The following is a 19,159-nucleotide window of genomic DNA, read 5'->3' on the forward strand; positions in this document are numbered from 1 at the left end:
CTTTCGATACTGTTGAGGGATTGAGGCTGTGTCAGGCAAATATGCGTATTCAGGATCGGGAATTTCCGCGATAGACGATAAAGGTCGTCTGTCCGTTCCTGCGTTCCTGCGTAAAGACCTGATCGCCAGCAGCGACGGCCGCGTCTTGTGTCTCGGCAAGCATGAAAAATGGGATTGTCTCGTCGGTTTTGGCCTCAGCCGCAAAATCGATATGCTCGCTGAAATCGACAAAGAAGAAGAAATCGCCATTGCCCGGTCAGAACCCTATGACCGTGATGCCGCCGGTGCTCGAAAATTCTCTACCCTGCAAGAACTTAGCTTTGATGCCAGTGGCCGCTTTGTCCTGCCGCCGATGTTGCAAGCCATTGGTGGTCTGAAAGACAATGTGCTTTTCCACGGCATTGGTAAGACTTTCTGCCTTTGGGCACCACAAGCATTGCTCGACACAACCAATGATGTGCCGGTGGACAAGCGTCTGGTGGAATTTCATCTCAGCGAATTGGGGAAAAAGAAATGACCCCAAAAGAAGCGACCGTGACGCCAGACCGTTCTCATATCCCCGTCTTGCTCGACGCAGTCATTGACGCGCTCGCCATTACCCCAGGCGAAACGCATGTCGATGGTACCTTTGGTGCGGGCGGATATAGCATGGCGATGATCGCTGCCGGTGCCAAAGTACATGGCTTTGATCAGGACCCTGATGCGATTGCTGGTGGTCAGTCGTTGGTCGAAGCCTCGGAAGGCAAGCTCGTTCTGCATCATGAATATTATTCGCAAATGGCGGATGTGCTGAGTGATGAAGAGATTGATGGTGTTGCGCTGGATATTGGCGTTTCTTCCATGCATCTTGATCAGGCGGAGCGCGGTTTTTCTTTCCAGAAAGATGGTCCGCTCGACATGCGGATGTCTCAGGACGGTCCAAGTGCTGCGGATTTTCTGAACGAAGCGGATGAAGAAGAGATTGCCAATGTCATCTATCGCTATGGTGAAGAGCGGCGTTCCCGCAAGATTGCCAAGGCTATTGTCAATGCTCGCCCGCTAACCCGGACTTCCGAGCTAGCCAATGTCGTGCGCAAGGCCTTGGGTCAAAAACCAGGCGACAAAAAGGATCCGGCGACCCGGACCTTTCAGGCTATTCGTATTCATATCAACCGCGAACTTGGCGAATTGGAAGATGGCTTGGTCGCCGCAGAGCGACTGCTGAAACCAGGTGGCCGCTTGGCCATTGTAACCTTTCACAGCCTAGAAGATCGTATCGTCAAAAATTTCCTGCGTGACCGCAGCGGCCAAAAATCCGCTGGTTCGCGCCATCTACCTCAAGTTTCCGAAACACGGCCGGCACCCACCTTTCATAAACCAGCCAAAATGGTGCGTCCGGCCGGGGCGGAGCAGGTCTCTAATCCCCGAGCCCGCTCCGCCACCCTCAGATCAGCGGTGCGTTCCGACGCGCCGGCAGGCGTGGCGACAGGAGGCGTGCAATGAAACTGGCAGTAAAGCGTCTTGAAGGTATTGGATGGCTCGCGCTTGTTTTTCTTGTCGCGATCCTGCTTTATCCGCTGTCCCTTAGCGTCGCCACTTTGCGCAGTGATTTGGCGCGGACTGACAATAAGATAGTGTCGGTCAAAAAAGAAATCCGCTATCTGGAAACAGAATTTAGTGCACGCGCCAATTTGCGGCAGCTTGAGCACTGGAACAAGCTGGAATATGGTTATGTGTCGCCCAATGCCTCTCAATATTTGGATGGAGAACGGGCGCTTGCTAATCTTGGCGGCACGGATTTGCGTAAACCGGTCAAGGTGGCGGTGATCAGCACCATGGATAAAGTTCAGCCGGCTGGTATTATTGGCTCGGTCTTTCCGACAGCCTCTGCAAACGTTCGCACCAATGAGGCCGATGATAGGGTGTCCGTTGCTATAAATGGCGAGGATGGCAATGCGAATGAAGAGCCAACAGCGGCTGAACTGCGCGAAACGAAAACCGCGCGGGTCGCTGACATGGAAGACAAGTTGCTTGATGACGGGCTGATCAAACAGCTCGCGGCCAGAGCGGATACCGAACAGGCGCGGAGCAGCGCCCAATGACAACCCTTCTGGCAAGCAGCAGAAAAATGCAGTTTTCCGGTAAGAGTAAGGAAGTAGCAGCCAGCGCCCACTTTCGCTTGATGGTGTTGCTGTTGGTATTTCTGGCGATCTTCACCGTCATCGTCGGTCGATTGATCAGCTTTAGCATATTGGAAGACGCAAAGCCCACTCGCATGTCGAGTTCGGTCTTCGTCCCGGCGCGTGGTGACATTGTGGATCGCAACGGCGTTCCTTTGGCGCGAACGATAAAAGGTTATGCTATTCGCGTGGTGCCTGAGCGGGTGCTGGGTGACAAAGAGTTGCTAGCGCGCCAACTGGCTGATTTATTTCCTGATACGACGGAAGCGGAATTTCTCTCTAAGCTGAAAGGTTCTCGGCCGACTTATCTTCGCCGACGTGCCTTGCCTAACGAAGTCAGGCAGGTCCATGCGCTGGGCGAGATCGGTATCGAGTTTCCACGAGAGAATGAACGGCTCTATCCGCAGCGCGATTTAGCAGCTCATGTTCTGGGATATGTGAACGCCGATAGTGAAGGTGTTATGGGCATGGAGCGTGCGCTTAATGACCGTCTTAAGGATGAAAGCCTGCGCGGTACACCGGCTGCATTGTCAATTGATAGTCGGGTTCAGGCCGCACTCGAAAGTGAGTTAATGGTGGCGATGACCGCGCATGAAGCGCGCGGTGCGGCTGGTATTATTCTGGACGTCCATACGGGTGAAGTGATGGCACTGGCGTCTCTGCCGGTATTTGATCCGAACAAGATCCGCAAAGCGACAATGAAATATCAGACCAATGAGGTCACGCAGAGCGTGTTCGAATTGGGTTCAACTTTCAAACCGCTAACTGTGGCTGCTGCATTGGATGCCGGAACGGTGACCGATCTCGCAGTGCGCTACAATGCTACAGAACCGATTAAGGTTGCCGGTTTTACAATTAAGGATGATCACGGCCAGAATCGCTATCTCAATGTACCGGAAACACTGGTCCATAGCTCCAATATCGTCACCGCGCGGTTGGCGGATAATCTCGGTATAGAGGGCATGGAGCATATGATCCGGCGGCTTGGCTTCGATGAGCGGCCACATATTGAGTTGGCTGAGCGCGGCAAACCGCTTTGGCCGCAAAGCTGGGGCCGGGTGACCAATATGACGGTGGCCTATGGTCATGGTATCGCGGTTACGCCGCTTCATTTGGCAAGTTCATACGCCGCTTTGGTCAATGGCGGGATCTGGCGTCCTGCTACTTTGCTGAAGGTTGAGCCGGGTGAAGAAGCGGAAGGACGCCGCGTTTTCAAGGCAGCGACCAGCGCGCGGATGCGGCAATTGCTGCGGATGATTGTTTCCAATGGTACCGGACGGAAAGCAGATGCGCCAGGCTATCGCATTGGTGGCAAAACAGGTTCTGCGGAAAAACCGTCCAATGGCGGTTATAACAAGACGTCACTCGTTTCGACATTTGCCGCCGCTTTTCCGATGGATAATCCCCGTTATGTAGTGATTGCTATGTTGGATGAGCCGAAAGGCAATGCTGAAACTGGTTTCCAGCGAACAGCCGGTTGGACGGCGGCGCCTGTTGTCCGCAAAGTGGTGCCGCGGGTCGGGCCGATGCTCGGTGTTGTTCCGGATGAACATCGCGATGTTGATGTCTCGGAGCTGACCCCACTTCTTTGGTCGCCGAAAGGATAGGCGATGAAATTATGCGCGCTCATCGCCGGTCTATCGGATACGGCATTGGAAAGCGAAGAAGGAGGCAACCATGTCACCGGTTTTGCTATTGACCATCGCAAGATCGCGCCAGGCAATATCTTTGGCGCTTTTCAAGGTGCCAAGGTTAATGGTGAGGATTTTATAGAAGCGGCTATTGCTGCCGGAGCGATAGCGATTGTCGCGCATCCAGATGCCGAGGTTGAAGGCGCTGTTCATATAGCAAACGAAGAGCCGCGGCGTGTTTTTGCATTGATGGCGGCGCGCTATTTTACACCGACGCCGCAATATGTCGCGGCTGTTACCGGGACCAATGGCAAGACTTCGACGGCGGAACTGACACGCCAGCTTTGGCGGATGGCTGGCCTTAACAGCGCGTCTATTGGTACATTGGGAGTCACTACGGCCAGTGAGCAGGTCAAGACCGGTCTCACTACGCCGGATATCGTGACTTTTCTGTCCAATATGTCTGGTCTCGCCCGTGAAGGGGTGAGCCACGCGATATTTGAGGCTTCAAGCCACGGCCTCTCGCAATATCGCACGGAAGGCTTGCCTGTGCAGGTCGGTGTGTTCACCAATCTCAGTCGAGATCATCTTGATTATCACGGTGATATGGATAGCTATTTCGAAGCCAAAATGCGTTTATTTGACGAGGTGGTGGACGATGCTGGTATAGCCGTCATCTGGGCCGATGATGAGTGGTCCGAAGCCGTTATCAAGCGCGCCATGGATCGCGGTTTGAATCTTTTCACGGTGGGCGAGCAAGGAACGTCGCTGCGCCTCCTGTCTCGCACGCCAACCCAATTGGGTCAGGTGCTGATGGTCAAGGCACAGGGTAATACTCACCGCATATCCTTGCCACTCATCGGCGCTTATCAGGCCGCGAATGTGTTGTGCGCAGCGGGCGTAATCCTGTCCACGGGCGGCGCGCTTGATGATGTGGTTGACCATCTCCAGAGGGTACAGCCGGTGCGCGGTCGTCTCGAACGGGCTGTCATTACGAAAGTCGGCGCGCCTGTCTATGTCGACTATGCTCATACGCCAGATGGTTTGCGCGCTGCGATTGATGCGCTGCGGCCCCATGTTAAAGGCAAGCTGATCACGATCTTTGGCGCTGGCGGCGATCGGGATAAAGGCAAGCGCCCCGAAATGGGCAAAGTGGCCGCGGAGCTTTCCGATATTGCCATCGTTACCGACGATAATCCGCGCGGTGAAGATCCTGCAGCGATTCGTGCCGACATTATGGCAGGTGCGTCCGGCGCACAGGAAGTCGGTGATCGCCGTGCCGCTATATCCCATGCCATCAGCCTTGTTGGTGCCGATGATATCATATTGTTGGCGGGCAAAGGGCATGAACAGGGTCAGATTATTGGCGATCGCGTCATTCCATTCGATGATGTCGAAGTTGCCCGCGAATGTGCCCGTGAAGCCAATGGTGCGCCGGAAGCCGAGCCTGTCGCATGAGCAGTTTGTGGACATCTTCCGCCATCGCGCAAGCGGTGCAGGGTAGGGCTAGTGCTGATTTTGACACCGATGGCGTCGCCTTTGACTCCCGTGAAATTGGTCCCGGCGACCTGTTCTTTGCCCTGAAGGGCGAGCAAAGTGACGGACACCTCTATGTTGACAATATTTATGCTGCCGGCGGAGCTGGTGCGGTCGTCAGCGAGCCGGCGAGCGGCCCTCATATATTGGTATCTGACACCACCAAGGCGCTCAACGATTTGGCCATTGCTTCTCGAACGCGCACAGATGCCAAGATTATCGGTGTTACTGGATCTGTCGGTAAAACCGGCACCAAAGAAGCCCTTTTTGCAGCTTTGAACCGTGCGTCCATGGGAAAGGCCCATCGGTCGGTGAAAAGCTACAATAACCATGTTGGCGTTCCGCTGAGCCTGTCGCGTATGCCGGCGGAATGCCAATATGGAATTTTTGAAATGGGTATGAACCATGCGGGGGAGCTGGCACAGCTCACACGATTGGTTCGGCCTGATGTGGCGATTGTCACTGCCATTGCGCCAGCCCATATCGGCCATTTCGCAAGCGTTGAAGCCATTGCCGATGCCAAAGCAGAGATTTTTCAGGGCCTGACTCATGAGGGCACAGCAATCATTCCCTTTGACAGCCCCCATTATGAACGGCTGCGCAAAGCGGCCCTGCGAAGCACGAAAAAGGTAGTGACTTTTGGTTTTGATGAGCAGGCCGATGTCCGCGCCATTGACATCGTTCCGGCTCAGGGTGGCGGTTCACTGGTAACAGCCAGTTTTCGCGATGATCGAGAAGGAGACCGTAGCCTCTGTTTCACGGTCGCAGAGCCCGGCAAACATTGGGTGTCCAACGCACTCGCCATATTGGCGGCGGTTCGCGCGGTTGGCGGCGATTTGGCAGCGGCCGGTCTGGCTCTGGCGGAGCTGCAGGGCCTTGATGGTCGCGGCAGGCGGCATCAGATTGATCTTGAAGATGGTGGCCGGGCGCTGCTGATTGACGAGAGTTACAATGCCAATCCTGTTTCCATGAAAGCTACGTTGGAGCAATTGGCGCGCGAAAATAGCGGCGGCAAAAAAACCGTCGTGCTGGGTGCTATGGGTGAGTTGGGCGACAAGGCGCAGAGCTATCATGAAGCGCTAGCCGAGGACATAATTGCGTCTGGTGCACAGACCATCATATTGGTCGGTGATGAAATGGCCCATACGCAAGCCCGACTGGCACAATTGTCGTCGGAAAAACTTGATCACACTCTCAAAATATCTCATGTCGCTGGCTCTTCGGAGGCGGCCACCAAAGCGATATTGGCTGAAGTCGCAGGGGAAATCAGCGACGAAGACGTCCTTCTTATCAAGGGGTCAAATTATCTGGGGCTCGCCAAGGTCGTTTCGGCTTTGGTGAGCGGGGAGTATTAATGTTTTATCTTTTGGCACAATGGCTTGAATTTGAAGGCGTTTTCAACGTCTTTCGCTATTTGAGTTTCCGTTCGGGCGCGGCCGTCGCAACCGCTTTATTCATTGGCATGCTGATCGGACCGCGGTTCATCAACATGTTGCGGATGAAGCAAGGCAAGGGCCAACCGATCCGCGAAGATGGACCGATTACCCATCTTAAAAAAGCAGGCACGCCGACTATGGGCGGTCTGATGATTTTGCTGTCGGTGGTTATTTCCACTTTGCTGTGGATGGATCTCAGCAATATTTTTGTTTGGGTCTGTATCTTTGTCACGCTGGGTTTCGGCGCGATTGGCTTTATGGATGACTATGACAAAGTCAGCAAAGCCAGCCACAAAGGCGTCCCCGGGCGGGTCAGATTGTTGATGGAATTTGTTGTCGCCGGGTTCGCGACCTGGATCATTGTCCAGCAGATCGGCACCAATCTCTATGTGCCGTTTTTCAACGATGTGCAGATTAATCTCGGGTGGTTCTATTTCCCCTTCGCGATGTTTGTTATTGTTGGGTCCGGCAATGCCGTGAACTTGACCGATGGGCTTGATGGTCTTGCGACCATGCCTGTTGCAATAGCCAGTGCTACTTTCCTGATCCTTGTTTATCTTTCGGGCAACGCGGTATTCTCAGAGTATCTCGGCATTCCATTCGTTCCCGGAGCCGGCGAAATTGCCATTTTCTGTGCCTGTATCATTGGTGCTTGTCTGGCGTTTCTTTGGTTTAACGCCCCGCCAGCGGCCGTGTTTATGGGCGATACGGGCAGTCTCGCACTGGGCGGCGCGCTTGGCGCGATTGCCGTCTCAATCCACCATGAAATTGTGCTCGCCATTGTTGGCGGACTTTTCGTATTGGAAGCGGTTTCGGTCATCGTGCAGGTGTTCTTTTTCAAACGCACCGGCAAGCGGGTTTTTCGCATGGCCCCGATCCATCACCATTTTGAACAGCTTGGCTGGTCTGAATCAACTGTCGTGATCCGCTTCTGGATTATCAGTCTGGTTCTGGCGCTGGCCGGTCTGGCGACGCTCAAACTCAGATGATGCGTTCTTCCGCCTTTGCCAATAAGAGCTATGCCATTTTGGGCCTGGCGCGATCCGGCATGGCGACGCTTGATGCTCTGCACGCCAGTGGTGCGCGGATATTGGCTTGGGATGCGCGTGAAGATTTGCGCGAAGCGGCGAAGGACAAAGCGATTATCGCTGACCCGCTAGAAGCGGATCTGAGTGACTATGATGCGATTGTCGTTTCGCCCGGCGTGCCGCTCAACACCCATCCGATCCGCGACAAGGCAGCCGATGACGGTGTACCAATTGTTGGGGATATTGAATTGTTCGCGCAGGCGCGGCGGTCGTTGCCTCCGCACCGTGTGGTCGGGATTACTGGTACTAATGGCAAGTCCACAACCACGGCGCTTTTGCATCATATCGTCCAAAGCGCAGCATTACCGACCCATATGGGCGGCAATATCGGCGTCCCGATCCTGTCGCAGGAACCCTTAGCGGCGGGTGGCGTCTATGTGCTGGAATTATCCAGCTATCAGATTGATCTGACTCATAGCCTCGATTGCGATGTCGCCATGTTGCTCAATATCAGTCCGGACCATCTTGATCGCTATGACAGTTATGATGCCTACGCAGCGGCGAAAGTGCGCCTGTTCGATATGATGGGGCCAGACCATGTCGCGATTTTTGGAGGCGGCGACGAAAAAACGCAGCTTGCTTTGCAGTTCATCCGCGCTGAAGGCCGGGTGCAAAATATTGTTGATATCAGCGCGATCCTATTGGAAGGGCAGGCGGATTGGCCGTCGCTTCAGGGACCGCATAATCTGCAAAATACAATTGCTGCGGTTGCCGCGGCCGAAGCCTTGGGCATACAGGAACGTCAATGGCGGCCTGCTCTGGAAAGTTTCAAAGGCCTGCCACACCGTATGGAACGGATGGTCGAAGCGGATGGCGTGTTGTTTGTGAATGACAGCAAGGCGACCAATCCTGCTTCTACAGGTCCAGCCCTAGGTGCTTATCCGAAAATCCACTGGATTGTGGGAGGGCTGCCCAAGAGTGATGATTTGAAGGAATGTGAACCTTATTTTGGCAATGTCATTAAGGCCTATACGATTGGCGATGCCGGACCGATGTTCGGCGAACTGCTTACACCGCATATGCTGGTCGATCCGTGTGAGATGATCCTGACCGCGGTGCAACATGCTGCCGCCAATGCAAAGCCCGGCGAGGTAGTTTTACTCTCACCGGCCTGCGCATCATTCGACCAATTCAAAGATTTTGAAGCGCGCGGCGATTGTTTTCGTAGTGCGGTGAATAGCGTCATCGAAAATGATCTAATCGGAACGGCGGCTGGGGGCAGTATAGAATGACCGATGGAACAACATCACAGGGTGCTTTGCCTGAAATTGCAGCGGGCCTCAAAAAGAAGCGCTTCCAACTGGAATCGCGTTTGGGTCGCAGCGACCGGTCGCCTTTGGCAATCTGGTTCTGGGAATTGGATCGTGTGCTACTGGCGTTGATGCTGACCCTCATTGCTATCGGCTTGATTGCGGTGGCAGCGGCATCACCGGTATCTGCGTTGAAACATAGTACGGCAGCCGTTTCGCTTGATCCGCTCTATTATTTCTATCGCCAGCTTGGCTGGGTGATTGTCGGTATTCCAATGATGTTGGTGGTATCGATGCTGCCCAAGGAACAGGCACGGCGTTTCGCAATTATTGCCGCTGTCGCAGCTTTTGCGCTGCTGTTTCTGGTCCCGGTTTTCGGCAAGTCGGTCAACGGCGCGCAGCGTTGGATTGGCTATGGTTTTGCGACGATTCAGCCAGGCGAGTTTCTCAAGCCCTTTTATGCCGTGTCGCTGGCATGGCTATTGTCGCTGCGGGTCAAGGATCCGTCGCTACCCGTGATATCCTTATCCTTTGTGTTGACCGGAGTGGTCGCTCTGCTTTTGATGATGCAGCCCAATCTGGGGCAAACCGTCATTTTTTGCGGCATCTGGTTTGTATTGATGATGATCTCTGGTCTGTCCGCACGGTTGATCGCGGGCATGGGTGTTGTGGGTGTGGGCGGTTTGATCGCCGCCTATTTCTTTTATCCGGTGGCGACCCAGCGGATTAACACATGGCTATTCGGTGGCGATGAATTTGATCAAGTGATGCTGGCCCACAAGGCTTTAACGGGTGGCGGCTTGCTGGGTACCGGGCCGGGTCTGGGGACCGCCAAGTTCAAGCTGCCTGAGGCACATACCGATTATATCTTCTCTGTCATTGGCGAGGAATTTGGATTGCTTGCCTGTGTCGCTATTGCTCTCGTTTATCTCGCTATCATCGTTCGGGTGTTCCTGCGCTTGCTGGATGAGGAAGATAATTTTATCATTCTTGCCGTTGCCGGGCTGACCGCACAATTTGGCGGGCAGGCGCTCATCAACATGGCGGTGAACCTTCAACTTTTCCCGTCTAAAGGCATGACACTGCCGCTGATCAGCTATGGTGGTTCATCGTTCCTAGCTCTTTCGCTCGGTGTTGGACTCCTGCTGGCATTTACGCGCAGAAATCCCTATTTAGATCGCTCACAATATGTCACGAAATGGCCTAAAGATCGGCCGAAGGAAATCATGGTGACCAAATGAGCTTTACGAAACATTATGTCCTCGCTGCCGGAGGGACCGGCGGCCATATGATACCCGCCTATGCACTGGCCAAGGAACTGGTCCAGCGCGGTCACCGCGTGGCTCTGATCACCGATGAGCGCGGTGAGAAAATTCCCGGCATGGTCGATGATGGCCAGGTCCATGTGCTGCCTGCTGGCCGGATCACCAAAGACCCGCGCGGCTGGTTATCCGGTGCGCGCGCGATCATGAGGGGCCGCAAGATGGCGATGCAGCTTTATGATGCGTTTGAGCCATCTGCCGTTGTGGGTTTTGGCGGCTATCCGGCCTTCCCTGCTCTACTGGGAGCGAGCCGGAAAAATATCCCGACAATTGTCCACGAACAAAATGCCGTACTGGGCCGCGTCAACCGGCTGGCGGCGCGCTCGGTCAATGCGATTGCGACATCCTATCCCGATATCCTGAAGCTTAAGCCAAAATATGAGGAAAAGGTCCATCTGGTCGGCAACCCTGTGCGCGAAGAAGTCATCGCACTGCGCGAGGAGCCCTATCCCCCTCTCACTGAAGAAGGTATTTTCCGGGTACTCGTGACAGGCGGCAGTCAGGGCGCGACGATCCTGTCGGACGTTGTGCCCGATGGTCTTGCTTTGTTGCCAATGCATTTGCGACGCCGACTGCAGGTGACGCAGCAATGCCGGGAGCAGGATATTGAACGGGTGCGTGAAAAATATGCCGAGCATGATATTCCGGCTGAACTCGCAACCTATCTGCCGGACTTACCGCAGCGGTTGGGCTGGTCGCATGTTGTTATCGGCCGGGCAGGTGCGTCGACCATTGCCGAACTAACCACCGCAGGCCGTCCAGCAATCCTTATTCCGCTCCCCATTGCAACCGATGATCATCAGACCCAAAATGTCCGTGAAATGGTTGCCGCTGGTGGCGCGCGCGCGATTGCGCAGCCACAATTTACCGCCAAGGAATTGGCCAAGCAGATGCAGAAAATGGCGCTCGGCCCCGATGCACTGCAAAATGCCGCTCGCTTTGCCCGCAAATGTGGTCGTCCCGATGCGGTCAGTAATCTCGCTGATCTGGTCGAGAGTATTGGTTCATCGCCACTGTCCAAGACATTGAAAGTGAAAAACGAAAAGTCGTCGATCGTTCCAAATCCACGTCCGGCGCTGGCGAAAGAAACAACGCAGTGAAGGGTGTCGGTACAGATATTGGCACAATCCACTTTGTCGGCATTGGCGGTATTGGCATGTCCGGCATTGCCGAGGTGATGCACAATCTCGGTTATCAAGTGCAAGGCTCAGATATAGCCGACAGCTATATTGTCGAAGGCCTGCGCGCCAAAGGCATCAAGGTCATGATTGGTCAAAGCGGCGATAATGTCGTTGGAACTGCGGTTGTCGTCACATCAACTGCGGTAAAACGCGGTAATCCCGAAGTTGAGAAGGCCCTTGAAGACCGCATACCTTTGGTCCGGCGTGCAGAGATGCTCGCGGAACTGATGCGGCTGAAAAGCACCATCGCTATTGCCGGAACCCATGGCAAGACCACGACCACATCGATGGTGGCCGCGATGCTTGATGCGGGCGGTATTGACCCCACCGTAATTAATGGCGGCATCATCAACAGCTATGGCTCAAACGCGAGGCTCGGCGACAGTGAATGGATGGTTGTCGAAGCGGATGAAAGCGACGGCAGCTTTTTGCGCCTTGATGGAACGATTGCCGTGGTCACCAATATCGACCCGGAACATCTCGACCATTATGGCAGCTTTGAAAAGATCAAGGATAGCTTCGTCGAGTTTATCGAGAATGTTCCATTTTATGGTGCAGCGATCCTCTGTCTCGACCATCCCGAAGTACAGGCGATCTTGCCGCGCATAAGGGACCGACGTCTGATCACTTATGGTTTTTCGGCGCAGGCCGATGTGAAAGGCGTTAATGTTACTCCGATCGCCGGCGGCAATCGCTTCGACGTGGTGATCCGGGACCGCGATGGTGAGACGCGGACAATAGAAGATATCACGCTCCCCATGCCCGGACGCCACAATGTCGAAAATGCGATTGCGGCGGTCGCTGTCGGTCTGGAAATGGGCATGACCGACGAACAGATTGCCAGCGGCTTTGATCATTTTGGCGGCGTCAAACGACGGTTCACTAAAGTTGATGAAGTCGATGGCGTGTCGATTATCGATGATTACGGCCATCATCCGGTGGAAATCCGCGCAGTTCTGTCAGCTGCACGTGAAGGTGCAGAAGGGCGTGTCATTGCGGTGGTTCAGCCACATCGTTTCACCCGGCTGCGCGATCACATGGAAGATTTTCAGCAAGCGTTTAACGATGCCGATATGGTCTATGTAACACCCGTTTTTGTCGCCGGAGAAGAACCAATTGAAGGCGTGGACAGCGAAGCACTGGCCGCCGGACTTAGAAAACGCGGACATAGGGTTGCCGAAACCGTTGCAGATGAAGCAGATTTAACGGCGCGGCTTGCCGAAGTGGCGGAAGACAAGGACATGATCGTCTGTCTCGGTGCTGGTGATATTACCAAATGGGCGGCGAGTTTGGCTGATGGCATCAAGGCGGCGCGGTCATGACGGTTGCGACAACCCTTCCAGAAACGCGCGGTAAACTGACCGCCGATGCACCTCTTGCGCCGCTCGTCTGGTTCAAAAGTGGTGGTCCTGCGGAGTGGCTGTTCGCCCCCAAAGATGTTGAAGACTTGCAGCATTTTTTGCGGCATCTTGATCCGGCCATAGCTGTTTGGCCCTTGGGATTGGGATCTAATCTCATCATTCGCGATGGTGGTAAGCGCGGCGTAACAATTCGTTTGGGCAAGGCTTTTGCCGGGATTGAAACCGTCAGCGAAGGGCGGTTTGGAATTGATAACGCTTTGATATGCGGCGCAGGCGCACCCGGTATCTCAGCAGCCAGCATGGCCCGCGACCATGGTATCGCTGGCATGGAATTTTTGCGCGGCATTCCCGGCACCATCGGCGGTGCCGTGCGGATGAACGCTGGTGCATATGGTCGAGAAGTCTGTGACATATTGGAAAGCGCCGATGTGGTTCTGCGTACCGGTGAGCTTCGGACGATCGCACTAGCAGATATGGGATATACTTATCGCCATTCGCAGTTACCGGAAGGGGCCATTGTTGTCAGTGCCAAATTGCGCGGCACAAGCGGTGATCCAGAAATTATTGGCGCAGAAATGAAACGCATTGCCGACGAGCGCGAGGCATCACAGCCGCTAAGATCCAAAACCGGCGGTTCGACCTTCAAAAACCCGGATGGCCATAAGGCTTGGCAACTGGTCGATGAGGCCGGTTGTCGCGGCCTGCAAATAGGGCAGGCACAGGTGTCGGAAAAACACTGCAACTTCCTGCTCAATCTGGGCGGTGCGGCCTCGTCAGATATCGAAACGCTGGGTGAAGAAGTGCGCCGGCGGGTGAAGGAACATAGCGGCGTCGAACTGCAATGGGAGATACAGCGCGTGGGGGATGAAGCATGACCGATGCCCGCGAGCTGAACGAATTTGAGCAACGGTTGTTAGAGAATGTCGACCAACATGGGTGTCAGGTGAACTGGGTTTTTGACGAAAATGGAGAAGATCCAGACTTCGCCTATTCCGTTGGATTTCGAAAAACAGCCAGTCAGCCCGAGGTTATTGTCTTCGGTTTGAAGAGAGAACTCATGCTTTATATGGTCAATGAAACACTTCGGCAATGTCGTGAAGAGGGATTGAAGCTCAGTGAAGGGATTGTGGTAAGTGATCTGATCGAAGGGTTCGATTGCATCGCTCGGCGCGTCCACCCTAGTCAGATTGACGAAGGCTATTTCAACTCATCGATGTGGTTCCATGAGCGGGAATTCGGTTCCGAATTGTCTGAAGCGTTTCAGATTGTTTGGCCGGGAGCTTTGGAGGGACTGTACCCATGGGATGAAGGATGTTCCGAGGAAACAATTGAAGCCCAACCCGCATTATACGAACCGAGGCTGGCCGCATGACCGATAAGCTCCACATAGCCGTATTAATGGGCGGCTGGTCCGCCGAGCGCGAGGTTTCGTTGATGAGCGGTAACGATATCGCCGTTGCGCTTGAAAAAAATGGCCATCAGGTGACCCGCATCGATATGGACCGTAACGTTGCGATGGTGTTGGATGCCGTGAAGCCGGACGTTGTGTTCAACGCGCTCCATGGCTGTCCTGGCGAAGACGGCACGGTGCAAGGCATGCTCGATCTGATGCAAATCCCCTATACCCATAGCGGACTAGCCACGTCGGTGATCGCGATCGACAAGGAACTGACCAAGCAGCAATTGGTTCCAGCCGGTATTCCGATGCCCGAAGGCAAGATGGTCAAAAGCGCCGATATTTTTGAAGCTGACCCGTTGCCGCGACCTTATGTCTTGAAGCCCGTCAACGAAGGATCGTCCGTTGGTGTCGCTATCATAACGGATCAGGGTAACTATGGTAACCCAATCGGCCGTGAAGTTACCGGGCCTTGGCAAGAATTTGACGAGCTGCTTGCAGAGCCGTTTATTAAAGGACGCGAGCTGACCACGGCAGTGGTTGGCGACAAGGCGCTTTGCGTGACGGAGTTGAAACCTAAGGCGGGTTTCTATGACTATGATGCGAAATATACAGAAGGCCTGACCGAGCATGTCTGTCCGGCAGAAATTCCAGCAGAGATTGAAAAACTCTGCCTGGACCATGCGCTGCGAGCCCATGAGATTTTAGGCTGCAAAGGGACATCGCGGACGGACTATCGCTGGGATGACGAATTGGGAGCGGATGGACTGTTTGTGTTGGAAACCAATACTCAGCCCGGGATGACACCGCTTAGCCTTGTGCCGGAACAGGCCAAGCAAATGGGGATAAGCTATGAAGAATTGGTCGAGATGATCGTGAGGGAAGCGCTATGACAGCAGCATCAGTCAGACGGACAAATAAAAAATCCAAGAGTAAGCCGCGCAAAGGCGGACGGAAAAAGGTTCGTCAGGTCTCAATTTTTGACAAAATTCTGCGCGCGATGCCGGTTACCGAGGCGCAGGTGCAAAAGGGCCTGACCTGGGGCCTGGTCGGCGTGTTTGTGCTCGGCGCCTATAGTGTTGCCCACTATACCGGAATTAATGAGCGATTAGGCAGTCAGATTGCGACCACAGTCGGCGATGCAGGCTTTGAAGTGAAGCGCGTTGAAGTCACCGGTGTGAACCGGATCGACGAACTCAAGGTCTATGAAATCACGTTGGCGCAAAAAGACCGGTCGATGATGCTGGTCGATATTGATCAGGTGCGCGATGATCTAATGGGCAATGGCTGGATCAAGGACGCCAGAATTTCTCGGCGTCTGCCTGACACATTGATGGTGGAAATTATTGAACGCGAACCAGCGGCTGTTTGGCAACGCGACGGCAAATTGTCGCTGATCGATCAGTCCGGATATCCGTTGCAGCAAATTCAGAAGGAAGAAATTCCCGACCTACCTGTTATAGTCGGCAAGAAGGCCAATGAACGTGTTCCGGAACTAACCAAATTATTGGGTGTGGCCCCCGCGCTAAGTCCGATGGTGACAGGCGCGACCTGGATAGGTAACCGGCGGTGGAATCTCGAATTTGATAGCGGTGAAACGCTGGCACTTCCCGAAGGCGAAGAAACAGCCGCGGCTGCGCTGCTGAACTTTGCTCGGATGGACGGGGTTAACCGCTTGCTTGGACGCGGTGTGGTTCATTTTGATTTGCGCGATTCAGAACGTGCCTATCTAAGGATGCCGCCAAAGGCCCGGGCATCGTCGGAACCAGAAGGTTAAACAACAAAGCTATCGATTGGGGGCACCATGAGGCAGCAAAAAGGAAGTAAGGGAACAGGCAAATGGCAGCACGGGTAGAAAAGATTTTTACCGCTTTGGATATCGGGTCGTCCAAGATTACGGCAATGATTGCCGGTCGGATGGACAATGGCGATATTACGGTGCTGGGCACGGGGCAGCGCGCCAGTAAGGGTGTGAAGCGCGGCTATATTGCCGATACCGAACGGACCGAATTGGACGTGCGCGATGCAGTGGAGCAGGCAGAGCGGATTGCCGGAACCAATATTGACGATGTCTGGGTGAGTTTTTCAGCTGGTGGCCTGACTAGCATGCTGACCGCAGTTGAGACGGAATTGGGCGGACAAAGGATCGAGCAAGACGATATCGATCACCTTCTGCAAGCGGGTCGTAAAAGCATTGATCCACAGGGAAAGATGGTTCTGCACGCACAGCCAGCCCTATATACAATTGATGGTCTTGCCGGCGTTAAGAAACCAAAAGGTTTGCATGCCGACCGCTTGGGTGTGGATATTCATGCCATTTTGGCCGACGCATCACCTGTACGCAATATCGACATGAGTGTGCGCGGTGCGCATCTCAACGTGAAATCCATCATCGCGTCGCCGATTGCTGCTGGGACTGCTTGTTTGTCGAAAGAGGAACGCGAGCTTGGTGTCGCGATGGTTGAATTGGGGGCAGAGGTTACCAATGTCTCGCTGTTTGCTGGCGGGATGCTCGTTGGATTGGCTACTTTGCCATATGGCGCAGCAGATATTACCGACGATATTGCGTCGTCTTTTGGTTTGCGGCGTGCGCAGGCGGAACGGATAAAATGTTTCCACGGATCGGCGACAACCAGCCCGCGTGACAATCATGATGTGATTGATTTGCAGCTGGACGAAATCGGGCCGGAAACAGATGAAGATGGTCGTATCACCAAGGCGCAGCTCATCGGTGTTATCCGCCAGCGGCTCGACCATTTGATCGGTGAAATTGGTCAAACGTTAAAAGCACTGGGCTTTACCGGTCCGGTTGGGCGACAGGTCGTGCTGACTGGTGGCGGCGCAGAACTGAAAGGCATTGCGGATTATGCGCAGTCGGCACTGGGGCAAACGGTGCGGATCGGACGGCCCACAGGACTTACTGCTTTGCCCGAAGCACATAGCGGCCCTGGTTTTGCTGGTTTGGCCGGTCTAGCGCTTTATGCGTCGCAGGAACCTGTCGACCTCAGATCGCTTTCCAGCAGTCATCAAAACGTCCACAAATATGCTGGTTCTGCGGTAATTGGGCGACTGATGTCGGCAATCCGAGGGAATTTTTAAGATTTTACGAAAAAAATTAACTTTTGGGGTGATTCCGACATCAAATTTGTGCAAAGCGTTACCCAAATGTTACACATCAAGTTTATGTCTGGGGAGACAGTAAAATGAGCATCAATATTGGCCCACCCGAAGTGGAAGAATTGAAACCACGTATCGCCGTTATCGGCGTTGGTGGTGCGGGCGGCAACGCGATCGCAAATATGATCGCGGCAAAGGTTGAGGGCGTTGATTTCATCGTCAGCAATACCGATGCGCAATCGCTCAACAGCTCTCCCGCAGAGCGCCGCATTCAGCTTGGGCCTGAAATCACCCAAGGTCTTGGCGCTGGCTCTCGTCCCGAAGTCGGTCGTGCTGCGGCTGAAGAGACGCTTGAGATGGTTGAGCAGGCGCTGGAAGGCGCGCATATGTGTTTCATCGCCGCTGGTATGGGTGGCGGCACCGGAACCGGTGCGGCTCCCGTCATTGCCAAAGCGGCACGCGACAAAGGCATTTTGACCGTTGGCGTTGTGACGAAGCCGTTTACGTTTGAAGGCACACGGCGGATGAAGTCCGCTAATGCCGGTATCGAAGAACTTCAAAAAAATGTCGATACGCTGATCATCATCCCCAATCAGAACCTATTCCTGGTCGCCAATCCGAATACGACGTTTAAGGAAGCATTTTTGCTGGCAGACGAAGTGCTACAACAAGGTGTTCGCGGTATTACCGATTTGATGGTAATGCCCGGCCTGATCAATCTCGACTTTGCCGATGTTCGTTCCGTAATGCACGAAATGGGTAAAGCCATGATGGGTACCGGCGAAGCCGAAGGTGATGGCCGTGCTCTTGAAGCGGCTGAAAAAGCCATTGCCAATCCACTGCTCGACGGCGTGTCGATGCAGGGTGCGAAAGGCGTTATCGTTTCCATCACGGGCGGTGAAGATATGCGCCTGATGGAAGTCGACGAAGCGGCTAACCATATTCGTGAATTGGTTGATCCCGATGCCAATATCATCTGGGGTAGCGCATTTAACGAAAATCTTGATGGCCGCATTCGCGTATCCGTTGTAGCCACCGGCATCGATAGCGATGGCTCTGTTGCTGCGCCTGCGGTTAGCTCGTCCTTTGCAATGAGCAATCCGACGCCAGCTGCACCGTCATTTGCTTCGACCATACCTGCTGAGCCGGAAGAAGAAGCGCAGGAAGAAGAACCTGTATTGGATATGGCGGATAGTCTTGAAACTTCCGAAGCGCAAATGGTTGTTGAGCCCGAGCCGGAACTGGAGCCGGAAATAGAAGCTGAGCCAGAACCACAGCCGGCCCCTGTGCCAGCGGCAACCTATTCTGACGATGACGATCTGGAAGATGATAGCTCTGTTGCTCCATCCTTTGCATCGTTGACGCCAGGTATGGTTAGCGACGAACCAGAGGAAGATGAACTGGTTCTCGGAGATGAGACCATTCAACCGATGGACGGGGAAGATGAAGCGGCACCTGCATCAGGCGAAGCTGCACCACGCGTTGCCAGTGGCGGCGGTACCTTGTTTGAGCGCATGTCTAACCTTACCCGCGGCGGGAATAAAGCCGATGAGGAAGGTGACGAAGATGAGGACAAGGAAAGTGATCCGCTCGATATCCCGAGATTTTTGAACCGCCAAAACAACCAGTGAGGACATCGCTATCGACGAGTTGCCTGCAATGGTTTCCTATCGTCTGATCGG

At 54.2% G+C, this 19,159-nt stretch carries 17 protein-coding genes; all 17 read left to right on the forward strand.

All coding sequences use genetic code 11. The features are described 5' to 3' along the window. The first annotated feature begins 28 nt into the window (after window positions 1–28). The 17 genes from ABJM21_RS03770 (at window position 29) to ftsZ (ending at window position 19,108) form a co-directional block, all read left to right on the forward strand. Window positions 29–517: a division/cell wall cluster transcriptional repressor MraZ gene (locus ABJM21_RS03770; protein ID WP_348302736.1), complete on the forward strand. Its 489-nt coding sequence runs from the start codon at window positions 29–31 to the stop codon at window positions 515–517. After that, the gene (rsmH, locus tag ABJM21_RS03775; RefSeq protein ID WP_348302735.1) at window positions 514–1,482 is read left to right on the forward strand and encodes a 16S rRNA (cytosine(1402)-N(4))-methyltransferase RsmH; all 969 of its coding nucleotides are present in this window, start codon (window positions 514–516) and stop codon (window positions 1,480–1,482) included. Before ABJM21_RS03770 ends, rsmH begins: the two co-directional genes overlap by 4 nt. Beyond that, a complete protein-coding gene (locus ABJM21_RS03780; protein ID WP_348302734.1) occupies window positions 1,479–2,081 on the forward strand; it encodes a hypothetical protein in 603 nt (200 codons plus the stop codon). The genes rsmH and ABJM21_RS03780 overlap by 4 nt, the downstream gene beginning before the upstream one ends. Continuing rightward, window positions 2,078–3,766 (forward strand): penicillin-binding protein 2, encoded by a 1,689-nt coding sequence (locus tag ABJM21_RS03785; RefSeq protein ID WP_348302733.1) that lies wholly within the window; start codon window positions 2,078–2,080, stop codon window positions 3,764–3,766. The genes ABJM21_RS03780 and ABJM21_RS03785 overlap by 4 nt, the downstream gene beginning before the upstream one ends. Before the next feature lie 3 nt (window positions 3,767–3,769). After that, window positions 3,770–5,248, forward strand: a complete 1,479-nt coding sequence (locus ABJM21_RS03790; RefSeq protein ID WP_348302732.1) for a UDP-N-acetylmuramoyl-L-alanyl-D-glutamate--2,6-diaminopimelate ligase — start codon at window positions 3,770–3,772, stop codon at window positions 5,246–5,248. Beyond that, window positions 5,245–6,681 (forward strand): UDP-N-acetylmuramoyl-tripeptide--D-alanyl-D-alanine ligase, encoded by a 1,437-nt coding sequence (murF, locus tag ABJM21_RS03795; protein ID WP_348302731.1) that lies wholly within the window; start codon window positions 5,245–5,247, stop codon window positions 6,679–6,681. The genes ABJM21_RS03790 and murF overlap by 4 nt, the downstream gene beginning before the upstream one ends. Continuing rightward, complete coding sequence (gene mraY, locus ABJM21_RS03800) at window positions 6,681–7,751, forward strand: phospho-N-acetylmuramoyl-pentapeptide-transferase (protein WP_348302730.1); 1,071 nt, start codon at window positions 6,681–6,683, stop codon at window positions 7,749–7,751. The genes murF and mraY overlap by 1 nt, the downstream gene beginning before the upstream one ends. Beyond that, entirely contained in the window at window positions 7,748–9,082 is a 1,335-nt protein-coding gene (murD, locus tag ABJM21_RS03805) for a UDP-N-acetylmuramoyl-L-alanine--D-glutamate ligase (protein ID WP_348302729.1), read from the forward strand. The genes mraY and murD overlap by 4 nt, the downstream gene beginning before the upstream one ends. Beyond that, a complete protein-coding gene (locus tag ABJM21_RS03810; protein WP_348302728.1) occupies window positions 9,079–10,341 on the forward strand; it encodes an FtsW/RodA/SpoVE family cell cycle protein in 1,263 nt (420 codons plus the stop codon). The genes murD and ABJM21_RS03810 overlap by 4 nt, the downstream gene beginning before the upstream one ends. Continuing rightward, window positions 10,338–11,522 carry an undecaprenyldiphospho-muramoylpentapeptide beta-N-acetylglucosaminyltransferase gene (gene murG / locus ABJM21_RS03815; protein WP_348302727.1) on the forward strand — a complete coding sequence of 395 codons (1,185 nt, stop codon included), beginning with the start codon at window positions 10,338–10,340 and terminating at the stop codon, window positions 11,520–11,522. The genes ABJM21_RS03810 and murG overlap by 4 nt, the downstream gene beginning before the upstream one ends. Continuing rightward, a complete protein-coding gene (gene murC / locus ABJM21_RS03820) occupies window positions 11,519–12,925 on the forward strand; it encodes a UDP-N-acetylmuramate--L-alanine ligase (RefSeq protein ID WP_348302726.1) in 1,407 nt (468 codons plus the stop codon). Before murG ends, murC begins: the two co-directional genes overlap by 4 nt. Next, window positions 12,922–13,839: a UDP-N-acetylmuramate dehydrogenase gene (gene murB / locus ABJM21_RS03825; protein ID WP_348302725.1), complete on the forward strand. Its 918-nt coding sequence runs from the start codon at window positions 12,922–12,924 to the stop codon at window positions 13,837–13,839. The genes murC and murB overlap by 4 nt, the downstream gene beginning before the upstream one ends. Continuing rightward, window positions 13,836–14,336 (forward strand): DUF4262 domain-containing protein, encoded by a 501-nt coding sequence (locus tag ABJM21_RS03830; RefSeq protein ID WP_348302724.1) that lies wholly within the window; start codon window positions 13,836–13,838, stop codon window positions 14,334–14,336. Before murB ends, ABJM21_RS03830 begins: the two co-directional genes overlap by 4 nt. After that, entirely contained in the window at window positions 14,333–15,253 is a 921-nt protein-coding gene (locus ABJM21_RS03835) for a D-alanine--D-alanine ligase (protein ID WP_348302723.1), read from the forward strand. The genes ABJM21_RS03830 and ABJM21_RS03835 overlap by 4 nt, the downstream gene beginning before the upstream one ends. Next, window positions 15,250–16,137, forward strand: a complete 888-nt coding sequence (locus ABJM21_RS03840; RefSeq protein ID WP_348302722.1) for a cell division protein FtsQ/DivIB — start codon at window positions 15,250–15,252, stop codon at window positions 16,135–16,137. Before ABJM21_RS03835 ends, ABJM21_RS03840 begins: the two co-directional genes overlap by 4 nt. A gap of 62 nt (window positions 16,138–16,199) precedes the next feature. Further along, entirely contained in the window at window positions 16,200–17,459 is a 1,260-nt protein-coding gene (ftsA, locus tag ABJM21_RS03845) for a cell division protein FtsA (protein ID WP_348302721.1), read from the forward strand. 104 nt (window positions 17,460–17,563) lie between these two features. Then, on the forward strand, window positions 17,564–19,108 hold the full coding sequence (ftsZ, locus tag ABJM21_RS03850; protein WP_348302720.1) for a cell division protein FtsZ: 1,545 nt from the start codon (window positions 17,564–17,566) through the stop codon (window positions 19,106–19,108). The last annotated feature ends 51 nt before the right edge of the window (window positions 19,109–19,159 follow it).

This window comes from Parasphingorhabdus sp., assembly GCF_039977335.1.
In the GTDB taxonomy this organism is placed as follows: Bacteria; Pseudomonadota; Alphaproteobacteria; order Sphingomonadales; family Sphingomonadaceae; genus Parasphingorhabdus.

Coding starts and splice junctions, on each gene's coding strand:
- rsmH (WP_348302735.1), top strand. CDS start 514: ATGACCCCAAAAGAAGCGACCGTGACGCCAGACCGTTCTCATATCCCC.
- ABJM21_RS03780 (WP_348302734.1), top strand. CDS start 1,479: ATGAAACTGGCAGTAAAGCGTCTTGAAGGTATTGGATGGCTCGCGCTT.
- ABJM21_RS03785 (WP_348302733.1), top strand. CDS start 2,078: ATGACAACCCTTCTGGCAAGCAGCAGAAAAATGCAGTTTTCCGGTAAG.
- ABJM21_RS03790 (WP_348302732.1), top strand. CDS start 3,770: ATGAAATTATGCGCGCTCATCGCCGGTCTATCGGATACGGCATTGGAA.
- murF (WP_348302731.1), top strand. CDS start 5,245: ATGAGCAGTTTGTGGACATCTTCCGCCATCGCGCAAGCGGTGCAGGGT.
- mraY (WP_348302730.1), top strand. CDS start 6,681: ATGTTTTATCTTTTGGCACAATGGCTTGAATTTGAAGGCGTTTTCAAC.
- murD (WP_348302729.1), top strand. CDS start 7,748: ATGATGCGTTCTTCCGCCTTTGCCAATAAGAGCTATGCCATTTTGGGC.
- ABJM21_RS03810 (WP_348302728.1), top strand. CDS start 9,079: ATGACCGATGGAACAACATCACAGGGTGCTTTGCCTGAAATTGCAGCG.
- murG (WP_348302727.1), top strand. CDS start 10,338: ATGAGCTTTACGAAACATTATGTCCTCGCTGCCGGAGGGACCGGCGGC.
- murB (WP_348302725.1), top strand. CDS start 12,922: ATGACGGTTGCGACAACCCTTCCAGAAACGCGCGGTAAACTGACCGCC.
- ABJM21_RS03830 (WP_348302724.1), top strand. CDS start 13,836: ATGACCGATGCCCGCGAGCTGAACGAATTTGAGCAACGGTTGTTAGAG.
- ABJM21_RS03835 (WP_348302723.1), top strand. CDS start 14,333: ATGACCGATAAGCTCCACATAGCCGTATTAATGGGCGGCTGGTCCGCC.
- ABJM21_RS03840 (WP_348302722.1), top strand. CDS start 15,250: ATGACAGCAGCATCAGTCAGACGGACAAATAAAAAATCCAAGAGTAAG.
- ftsA (WP_348302721.1), top strand. CDS start 16,200: ATGGCAGCACGGGTAGAAAAGATTTTTACCGCTTTGGATATCGGGTCG.
- ftsZ (WP_348302720.1), top strand. CDS start 17,564: ATGAGCATCAATATTGGCCCACCCGAAGTGGAAGAATTGAAACCACGT.